Here is an 11,280-nt window from a genome sequence, read left to right on the forward strand (position 1 = left end):
TGGGAAGACGGCGAAACGACCTTAGTGCCGGAAGATCAATTGCCGCTCTTGTTGCCAAAGGCGAAAGACATTAAGCCGTCAGGTACTGGTGAAAGCCCACTGGCTAACCTGGATGATTGGGTGAATGTTGTTGATGAAAACGGACGTAAAGGCAAGCGTGAAACTAATACCATGCCACAATGGGCAGGAAGTTCATGGTACTTCTTACGTTACGTTGACCCTACTAACAAGGATGCTTTGGCAGACTATGAAAAATTAAAGCAATGGATGCCGGTCGATTTGTATGTCGGCGGTGCTGAACATGCTGTCTTGCATTTGCTTTATGCTCGTTTCTGGCACAAGTTCTTGTATGACTTGGGAGTCGTGCCAACTAAGGAACCATTCCAGAAGTTGGTCAACCAAGGAATGATCTTGGGTAATAACCACGAAAAGATGTCCAAGTCTAAGGGCAACGTAGTCAATCCTGATGACATCGTAGAACAATATGGTGCCGATACTTTGCGCTTATATGAAATGTTCATGGGGCCTCTTGATGCTTCGATTGCTTGGAGTGAAGACGGTTTGAATGGGGCACATAAGTTTATCAAACGTGTGTGGAACCTGCTGATCGATGACGAAGGCGAGTTGCGTGACCGTGTAACAACGATCAACGATCATAAGTTAGATAAAGTTTATAATCAAACGGTCAAGAAAGTCACAGAAGACTTCGCAGAATTGCATTTCAATACGGCGATCTCAAGTTTCATGGTCTTTGTTAATGATTGTTACAAGCAGGATTCTTTGCCTTTGGAATACATGGAAGGCTTCGTCAAGATGTTGGCTCCACTGACACCGCATATCGCTGAAGAACTATGGTCCAGATTAGGTCATGTCGGCACGATCACTTATGCTCAGTGGCCAAGCTATGATGAAACTCAGTTAGTTGATAACTCAGTTCAGATCGTCGTTCAGGTCAACGGTAAAGTTCGGCAGCATTTGGAGATCGAGCGTGATACTTCCAGAGATAAGATGCAAGAAATTGCCTTAGCTGATGAAAAGGTCAAAGAAGAATTGGCTGATAAGGAGATCAAGAAAGTGATCGCTGTGCCTAACAAGTTAGTCAATATTGTAGTTGGCAAGTAATTATGTGAATAAAGTAAGATGATTGAATGGAAGTACTCTTTGGGTACTTCTATTTTTTTAGGCGATTTTCTTTATTATTTCATAATGTTTTTCAAGAAACATTGCTAATCAACGGCAACTTCTATAGAATAGTTGTGAATGTAAATTTAATGTTATTGATGAAGAACGGTGGCATTGTCGTGTGCAGGTGATGTCAAATTAACTGGAAAGAAAGCAGGTTTATTTTGATGAGTGAACGTGAGGTCCAGTCAAGTGAAGAACAGCTCAAGCCAGCTGGATCTGAACCTACTGCTAAAGAAAAGATGTTGAAAGGGTCCGCTTGGATGACAGCGGGCAGTATTTTTTCACGAATTTTAGGAGCAATTTATATTATTCCGTGGTACGGCTGGTTTGGTAGTGACAAGTTACAGGCTAATGCCTTGTACACTAAAGGATATACTGTTTACAGCTTGTTTATCATGATCGCTACGGCGGGAATCCCTTCGGCGGTAGCAAAGCAAGTTTCGCATTACAATTCATTAAATGAATACCAAGTTGGACGACGATTATTTAAAAAAACGATGCTGTTGATGTTGGGATTAGGGATCTTTTCAGCAGGGTTGTTGTGGTTTATTTCACCGTGGATCTCGCAAGGCGATCCACGCATGGTGCCAATTTATCGTTCGTTATCATTGGCCTTGATTTTGATCCCAGTTATGAGCTTGGCCCGAGGCTTCTTTCAAGGTTATCAGGATATGGCTCCTTCGGCGATCTCACAACTAGTTGAGCAAGTCGTACGGATCGTTTATATGTTAGTCGCTACATACTTGATCATGAAAGTCTTTAACGGTCATTATGAACTAGGTGTTGTTCATTCAACACTCGGAGCCTTTTTCGGGGCGATCGGCGGAATCATCTTGTTAGTCTTTTATTATTTAAAAAAGCGGACTTGGTTTGATAATTTAGCAGACAGTAGTGCTAATGTGCTTTCGGTTTCAGATGGTGAACTGATCAAAGAAGTTATCTATCAGTCGATCCCATTTATTTTTGTCAGCATTTCGATGACCTTATATAACTTGTTTGATCAGTATACTTTCCAACCGATCATGCAAAAGGTCACTAATTTTACCTTGGATAGTATCAACGCACAGTACGCGCTGTTTGCAGGGAATGCCAACAAATTAGTGATGATCATCGTTTCACTGGCGATCGCGATGGCTTCCACGGCGATCCCGCTTTTGTCGGAGTTTGTCACGAAGGGTGATCAAGAAGGTACACGAGACCAGATCACTGATACATTGGAATTATTCTTCTTTATCATGCTGCCTGCCTCCTTAGGAATGGCAGCCGTGGCACGTCCACTGTATGTTTTGTTTTATTCATATGAGCATTTGGGTATTTATATCATGAGTGTTTCGGCGTATACTGCCTTAGCACTGGGCTTATTTTCACTGATGGCCTCAGTCTTGCAGGGGGTCTATCGTAATAAGATCGCGATCAAATATACAGTCGTTGGTTTGGTGATCAAGCTGATCTTGCAAGTCCCATTGACAGTTTGGCTGCATGGTTATGGTCCTGTCATAGCTACAGGGATCGGTACAGCCTGTTCTGGGATCTTGATGGTCCGCTATGTTTATTACGAATTCGGCTTAGATCTCGATCGTTTGTTAAAGAGATTCAACCAAGTGACAGTCTTTTCTTTGATCATGTTTGCGGTTGTTTTAGCGATCGTCTTTGGTTTGGGCCTTGTCTTGAATAAATACAGCCGGTTCATGGCGGTCTTGGTATTACTCTTGGCAGTTGGCGGCGGGGCTTATGTTTATGCCTGGCTAACATTAAAAACCAGAGTGGCCGACAAGATTCTTGGATCTAGGGCTGGATCACTTAGAAGATTGCTGCACGTTAAATAAGATATAGATAATGAAGCGAGTTCTCTTTTAAACGGAGCTCGTTTTTTTGATACAATGAAGTAAATTCTTTAATGTTTTTAGAAGTTAGCCATGAGTTAAATTTATGAGGAGGAGCCAAATGGAACTTTATACGTATCAGGACTTCGAGAAAAAGAAAAGTGGTTTAAAGTTTGAAGAGGCAGACCAAATTTATAGTGAATTAGTTGGTTTGATTGAAATTGCTGGCCCAAAGGTAGAAAATTATTGGTCAGATTTTTTGCAGTCTTCGGTGATTTATGCAGCAATGCGTGGAAAATGGCTGTTATTGTCAAATGAACAACGAGCTGAAATGGATGATCAACGAACAAGCCAGCATGATAACGTCATTCATACGCTAAACATAGTCAAACGTTATTTGGATGAGCATGACTTAGAAAGTAGCTGGTATGAAGAATTGACGTTTAACCCTGTGCAAGCGCGTAAAAGGATCGGTGACTTCGCTTGTTATGTGTCATATGTTTATGGAGTCAATGCTAGATGAGAATATATGCATTCAGTTAAGTATTTAAATGAACGATAACAATTGTTGTTCTTGATTTAAGAGGCATCTCTGGCAAGATAATACCAGAAGATGCTTTTTTAGCTGATATCAAAATGCTAAAATAAAAATAGATGTATATTTTTATTTACATGAGAAATAATAGCTTGATACATGGAGGAAATACATAATGATTACTACTTCAGAAGAAATTAAACGTCGTCTATGGGACGGTGCTAATGATCTACGTGGTTCGATGGATGCTAGTCGCTATAAAGATTACATGTTAGGTCTGATGTTTTACAAATTCTTGAGTGATCAGACATTGGCAACATTTCGGTCGACAGCAGGAGTTTCCAAAAGTGCAAATAATGTTCAGGAATACGAAGAGGCCTATCAACAACTAGGAGATACTTTGTCTGGTATGATTCAAAAAGTTTTAGGTTATTATGTTTTACCAGAACATTTATATCAAACATGGGTCAAAGATATTAGAAATGGTGACTTTGAATTACAAAAGGTCATGGATAGCTTGAACTCTTTTGAGCGTAATATCGAGATCAAAGGCGATGCCGATGATTTTAAGGGGCTCTTTTCAACTTCCATCATTGATTTGACAGATTCAGCGTTAGGAAATGATTTAAATAAACGTAGTAAAAACATCAAAGACTTGATTTTGCTTTTTGCAGATCTGGATATGGTTGATTTGCAAAATGGAGATGTTTTGGGCGATGCTTACGAGTATTTGATCGGTCAATTTGCTTCTAGTGCTGGTAAAAAGGCAGGAGAATTTTATACTCCTCGTCAAGTCAGTGAAGTTTTAGCACAGATCGTGGTTAAATCGTCAAACATTTCGTCAGTTTATGATCCCACAGTTGGTTCAGGTTCATTACTCTTAACAGTGGGTAAGCATTTAAATAAGAGTGCGCAACGTGACTTGCATTATTATGGCCAAGAATTCATTACGGAAACATATAATTTAACGCGGATGAACCTTCTGTTGCATGGTGTTCGACCAGAAAATATGGATATTAAAAATGGGAATACATTAGCTGAGGATTGGCCTGAAGATCCAGAAAGGCCAGAGGAAGGTGTGCAATTTGATGCAGTCGTAATGAATCCACCTTACTCTGATTCTAAGTGGAATAAGCATGAAGATAAGCCGCTTAAAGTTAGTGATCCGCGTTTTGCTGATTTTGGGGTTTTACCTCCAGATTCTAAAGGCGATTTTGCTTATTTGATGCATGGTTTATACCATTTAGGACAAAAAGGGACAATGGCGATCGTGTTGCCTCATGGTGTCTTATTCCGTGGCGGAACAGAGGGTCAGATCCGTAAGCGTTTGTTAGAGAAAAATTATGTTGACGCGGTTATTGGACTGCCTAGCAATATGTTTACAAATACCGGTATCCCAGTTTGTGTTATGATTTTAAAGAAAAATCGAGAGTTGTCTGATCCAGTATTGTTGGTCGACTCATCGGAACATTTTGTGAAGATCGGTAAACAAAATGTTTTACGAGAAAAAGATATTGCACAAATCGTTGATACTTATGTTGATAAAATAGAAGTCGCTGGTTACAGTCATTTAGCAGACCGAAAAGAAATTATTGAAAATGAATATAACTTAAATATCCCGCGTTATGTAGAAGCTATGGATAGTGAAATTCCTCAAGATGTTGACGGTCACTTGTTAGGTGGAATACCAATGAAAAATATTGCTGACTTGAAAGTTTTGAACTCAATCGTTAAAGATGTATTAGATAATGCTTTAACTCCATTACGTGAAGGCTATGTTGAATTGAATGAGTCAGTAGATGATTTGACAAAAGAAGTTTTAGCTGATGAGAGGGTTAAAAACAAGTCTGCTGAAGTTGAGGGTAAAGTTACCGAATATCTACAGAAATTTTGGGGAAAATTAATTAGTGTCGACAGTGAAACAGAGCTAGAAGACCTACGTGACGAAATGTTGGCAGAGATTAAACAAATATTGTCAAAGTTTGATTACCTAGATGCTTATGCTGGTTATCAAATTATTGCCGAAATTTGGAAAAATACCTTGTTCAATGATACAGAACTAATTGCCGGGATGGGCTTTTATACTGCTGGACGCACACGTGAGCCCAATATGGTCACTAAAGGTACGGGGCAAAAGAAACATGAAGAGCAAGACGGTTGGATCGGTGCAATCGTGCCAAATGATTTGATCGCTAAGAATTTATATTCTGAACTAGTTCAAAAAATCGCTGATAGTAAAGAGCAGTTAACCGCAACAGAAAGTGAACTTAGCGAGTTAGTTGAGGCGGCTAAAGTTGAAGATAGTGACGAAAATAGTATTCTATATGATTCCATAAAGAAAAACAAAGATGATGAACCACAAGATTCTTTCGACAATAAAAAAATCAAAGCTGAACTTAAAGAAGCAAAAAAAGGGTCAGACGAATATCAATTGTTGCACAAAGTTTCGACCTTAATGAATCAGAAATCAAAGCTAAATACAGAAATAAAAAATCAAGAAAAAGAGCTCCAAGGTGCTGTTTATGAACGAATCGAAAACTTGACTAATGAAGAAGTAAATAGTCTGGTTTATGAAAAGTGGTTCGGTGGTATTGAAACTAAAATAGTTAATCTAGTTCAAGCTCCTTTGAAAAATAAATTACAAACTTTAGAAACGTTAAATACTCGTTATTCAACTACCTTATCTGACCTTGAAAAGGAAACTGAGCAAGTTGAAAGTGAATTTGAAAGTCTTTTAAGTGAATTGGTGGTGAAATAATGGCCGATAAGCAGAAAAATGTGCCTTATAGACGTTTTAAGGAGTTCGAAAATGCAGACGCTTGGGAACAGCGAAAGTTTGATGAATGTTTTAATTTTCCTGTGTCTACAAATTCATTATCTAGAGCATTGTTAAATTATGATGAAGGCGATATTAAAAGCGTTCACTATGGAGATATATTGATTAAATATCCAGCCATTCTAAATATTAAAAATGATAAAATTCCATATATCACAGGTGGTAAATTAGAAAAATATAAATCTAGTTTGCTCGAGAACGGCGATTTGATTTTTGCTGATGCAGCTGAAGATGAAACTGTTGGAAAAGCTGTTGAAGTCAATGGTTTAACTGAAAAAAATCTCGTAGCAGGATTACATACAATAGTTGCAAGATCAAAAGATAAAAAAGCTGAATTTTTTCTAGGATATTATATCAATTCAAATACCTATCATAGACAACTTTTGAGACTGATTCAGGGTTCAAAAGTATCATCAATTAGTAAAGGAAACTTACAAAAAACATTAGTATCTTTTCCAAAAGATTTTGAAGAACAACAAAAAATCGGTTCATTCTTCAAAAAGATAGATGAGACTATCGCTCTTCATCAACGTAAGTATGATAAGTTAAAAAAATTAAAATCTGCTTATTTAACGGAAATGTTTCCTGCGGAAGGAGAGCGTAAGCCGAAACGAAGATTTTCTGGATTTACTGATGATTGGGAAGAGCGTAAGTTGGGTGAAGTTGGCAAGGCTAAGTCTGGAATTGGATTTCCAGATGCTCAACAAGGAGGTAAGCAAGGGACTCCATTTTATAAAGTATCAGACATGAACAACCCAGGTAATGAGGTTGTTATGATGAATGCCAACAATTACGCAAGTGACTCTCAACTTAAAGAAAATAAGTGGAATCCCATTAACCCCCAAAATAGTGGTGTTGTATTTGCAAAAGTAGGGGCAGCCATATTCCTCGATAGAAAGCGAATTGTCGATACTTCTTTTTTAATTGATAATAACATGATGAGTTATTTGTTTGACTCTTCTTGGAATCGTTATTTCGGTAAGACATTATTCGAAAAGTTAAGATTATCTAGATTTGCTCAAGTCGGAGCATTACCAAGTTTCAATGGTTCCGATGTTGAAGATATCAAGGTGATGATACCCGAGGAATCTGAACAGAAAGTGATTGGCGATATGTTTGAGAAGTTAGATGACACTATCGCTCTTCATCAGCAACAGTTAGAAAAGCTGCAAAATTTGAAACAAGCATACTTGAATGAGATGTTCGTTTAAATTTAGCGTAAGTATATTCGAAAATTTAAAAAAGGGGGACAGTGAAGTGAGTGAAGTTGTTAAAGATGCTTCTGAAAGGACATTTCAACAAAACTTTGTTGAGGCCTTAGCTGAATATAAGTGGGATGCCATGGAAGAATTAAATGGTAATACACATGAAGTTACAGTCGCTGATTTAATAAAAAATTGGCGAGTGCAATTGAACCGTATCAATGCTGATCAGTTGGAAGGTGTGCCGCTAACAGACGAAGAATTCGATCAAGTATTAGCTAAAGTTAGTCAGATCAGTAATAGCTACGAAGCTGCTAAACTTCTGTCGATCGAAGAATCTACTGGAAAAATTGATGGAATATATCGGGACGACAATTTAAATGTTACTCGAAGGCAAATTACACTAACAATTTTTAAAAAGGCAGAAGTACGTGGGGGCGACTCTTCTTATCAAATTGCGCGTGAAGTTAGAACGCCTAATAATAATCGCTTTGACATTGTTTTGTTGATCAATGGTTTGCCATTGATCAACATTGAACAGAAACGAACCGATAAAAATTTAGATGAGGCCTTTGGTCAGTTTAAACGATACTATCGAGATGGCGAATATAGCAATAATTTTATGGCTTTTTCGCAAATGATGGTGGTCACTTCCGAAATTGAAACACGTTATTTTGCGACTCCAAAATCGGTTGATGATTTTAATCCCAGCTTTGTTTTTCACTGGGCGGATGAAAATAATCGACCAATTAATAATTGGAAAACAATTACTAAAACATTATTAAAAATTCCAATGGCACACCAAATGGTTGGCGATTATTTGGTGATCGATGAAGCTAATGATCAAGAAAATCAAAAGCATATGCTAATGCGACCTTATCAAGTGTATGCTTTACAAGCAATTGAGGCAGCTGCATTCGGACGAGATGATAAAGGTGTCGGGCCTCACGGGGGCTTCATCTGGCATACTACTGGCTCAGGTAAAACCATCACTAGTTTTAAAACTGCTTTATTTCTCTCAACTCGTGGAGGTTTTGATAAAGTAGTTTTCTTGGTTGATCGACGGGAACTTGATAGTAATACTTCTGATAGTTTTAAAGCATATTCTGCTTATGAATCAGTTGATGTTGATGATACTAATTCAACATATCAACTTAAAAAACAGTTACGGTCACTAAAGACTGGAATTGTTGTTACGACGACCTTTAAATTGAATTCATTAGTAAAAGAGCTTAATGAAAATCATGATCAGAGTTTAGCTGAAAAAAAGATGGTCTTTATTATTGACGAAGCTCATCGCACAACTATGGGACAAATGATGGGTGACATCAAGTATTATTTCAGAAAATATGGTTTATTCTATGGTTTCACAGGCACGCCATTGTTTGAAGAAAATAATGTGAAGGGCAAAGTTAATAAAAAAAGCGAAGTTATTAATACGACAACAAAGCTCTTTGGCCCTGAATTACATCGCTATACGATCGAAGAGGCCATCAAAGATGGCAATGTTTTAGGTTTTCATGTGGATTATATTAATACTGGTGAATTTACAAGCTATGAAGATTTACGTGAACAAATAATTGAGCGACAGAAAATAGAACATCCAGACTTATCTGATCGCGAATTAGAACGTTCAGTTCAGATTTTATCTGATTTACAGGTTGAACAACAAGCGGCTGAGGATGGTGTTTTGGTCTATCAAGATGAGACGCATATTCCACGGGTAGTTACAGAAATGCTAGATAACTGGGAAAATCAGTCGCAGTTAAAACAGTTCAACGGTATCTTAACAGTTGCTTATAAAAGTAGAGTTATTGCTTATTATCGAGAGTTTAAAAAACAGTTGGAAAGTCGGAATAAGCAAATCAACGTCGCAATGACTTTTAGTTTTGGAAACGAAAATGATCCCGATAATGTTGCTCCTGAAATAATCAATGAAATGTTTGCGGATTACGAGGCATTTACAGGATTACATTTTGAAGCTGGTAATCAAAAACAGGGTGGAGATGCCTATTTTGAAGATTTAACAGAACGTGCAAAACGTGGGGGTAGTGGCAGAAATTCGAAAAATATTGATTTAGTTATTGTAGCTGATCAGTTATTGACAGGATATGATTCAAAAAGGCTGAACACTTTGTATGTTGATCGTTCATTGGAACTTCAAGGATTGATTCAAGCTTATTCTAGGACGAACCGTGTTTTTGGAGCGGGTAAAGAGTTTGGGACCATTATTAATTTTCAATACCCTAAGATTACTGAAAATACAGTGGATACTGCTTTAAAACTATATGGCAGTGGAGGAACAAGTAATAAAGCGATTGTTGATGTTTATAAAAATGTAGTTAAAAAGCTTGAACTCTCCGTAAAACAAATGAAACCAATCTTACCAGATCCAACAGATTGGCAAAAATTAAAAGATGATGAAGCCGGAAAAGCAAATTTCCAAGCAAATTTCAAGGCTACTGCTGACAAAGTTAATACTGTTGAGCAATATTATGAGTTTAAATGGGATGATGATGCATTTGGTATCACAGAACATGAGTGGTTACAGTATGTGGGTGCATATAAGAACATTTTTACGGGTGTTGGTCCAGATGATGACCCACCAATTGAAATTAAACAACTTACTGGAAGAACTAAGTTATCTGGTACTCAAGTTATTGATGCAGCTCACATCTTAAATTTAATTGGTGATAGAGTTGAAACGAAAAACGGTATACAAACTGTCGATAATGAAACATTGAGGATCATTTCAGAACAAATTCGAGAATTGAGTAATATGGGGCAAGATGATCAAGCTCAATTATTAAGAGAGTTTGTTGACGAAGAACTTGTTCCAGGGCATTTGTCAGGTGATATTAATTTTGATGATGCTTATGATGAATGGAAAAAGAGCTTAGAAGAAAAACAAGTTGATGAATTTGCACAGGAAAGAGGAATCGATTCAGAATTACTAAATCGTTCTGTTTCTGCCTTTTCCATTTCTGAACCGGATGTTGTACCTTATATCGATGAAATTACTAGCCGAGTTGATTTTAACAAAGCAACTGATAAGTCTGCTGGAAATATGTTAATGCATAATATAAAGTTAACCAAAGATCTTCCTAAGTGGATGGTGCAAATTAGACAAAAATATGATTGATTTGGAAAAGAAGGCTGAGATACAATATCTCGGTCTTTTTAATATAGAATCCTTTAATAAATGTTGTTTGAATGTGGTGTGCTTGATAAAATCGGGTTAACAGCTTGTCCTCCTTCATGAGCGTCAGCCACTTTAATAGGAGGATAATACCATGGCAGATCCAACAGAAAAAAATGAGCTTTTTCATGTTTATTATGAACGATGGATTACTGTGTATAAAGAAGGGGCTATTCGTAAGGTTACGATGGCCAAATACTTAATGACTCAACAGTGGTTAGTTAAGTTAGTTCCAGAACTTAAGATCTGTGATCTAACACGTATTACTTATCAGAAATTGCTGAATAAATATGCTGAAAATCACGAACGACAAACAACAATGGACTTTCACCATCAATTAAAGGGCGCAATATTGGATGCTGTTGATGAAGGGTTAATAGAACGTGATCCAACACGTAAAGCAATTATAAAGGGTAAGACCCCTAGACCAAAGAAACCAAAGTATTTAAATCAATATGAATTGCATACTGTATTGGTAAATGGCAGATTGTAAAATTTAA

At 37.3% G+C, this 11,280-nt stretch carries 6 protein-coding genes and 1 pseudogene; all 7 read left to right on the forward strand.

Going from position 1 to position 11,280, the window contains the following annotated elements; translation table 11 throughout:
* On the forward strand, positions 1 to 1,122 hold a 1,122-nt coding region (locus tag FC65_RS05270; protein WP_156408574.1), incomplete at its 5' end, for a class I tRNA ligase family protein.
* Between the two features lie 227 nt (positions 1,123 to 1,349).
* Positions 1,350 to 3,011, forward strand: a complete 1,662-nt coding sequence (locus FC65_RS05275; RefSeq protein ID WP_010499774.1) for a putative polysaccharide biosynthesis protein — start codon at positions 1,350 to 1,352, stop codon at positions 3,009 to 3,011.
* Between the two features lie 118 nt (positions 3,012 to 3,129).
* The gene (locus tag FC65_RS05280) at positions 3,130 to 3,531 is read left to right on the forward strand and encodes a hypothetical protein (RefSeq protein ID WP_010499776.1); all 402 of its coding nucleotides are present in this window, start codon (positions 3,130 to 3,132) and stop codon (positions 3,529 to 3,531) included.
* Positions 3,532 to 3,718: 187 nt separating this feature from the next.
* The gene (locus FC65_RS05285; RefSeq protein WP_202813871.1) at positions 3,719 to 6,301 is read left to right on the forward strand and encodes a type I restriction-modification system subunit M; all 2,583 of its coding nucleotides are present in this window, start codon (positions 3,719 to 3,721) and stop codon (positions 6,299 to 6,301) included.
* On the forward strand, positions 6,301 to 7,590 hold the full coding sequence (locus FC65_RS05290) for a restriction endonuclease subunit S (protein ID WP_056971822.1): 1,290 nt from the start codon (positions 6,301 to 6,303) through the stop codon (positions 7,588 to 7,590). Before FC65_RS05285 ends, FC65_RS05290 begins: the two co-directional genes overlap by 1 nt.
* A 46-nt stretch (positions 7,591 to 7,636) precedes the next feature.
* Entirely contained in the window at positions 7,637 to 10,723 is a 3,087-nt protein-coding gene (locus tag FC65_RS05295; protein WP_056971823.1) for a type I restriction endonuclease subunit R, read from the forward strand.
* 151 nt (positions 10,724 to 10,874) lie between these two features.
* Positions 10,875 to 11,270 (forward strand): annotated as a pseudogene (locus tag FC65_RS05300) (site-specific integrase); the annotation flags it as partial.
* Positions 11,271 to 11,280: the final 10 nt, after the last annotated feature.

This window comes from Ligilactobacillus acidipiscis DSM 15836 (assembly GCF_001435755.1).
Classification (GTDB): domain Bacteria; phylum Bacillota; class Bacilli; order Lactobacillales; family Lactobacillaceae; genus Ligilactobacillus; species Ligilactobacillus acidipiscis.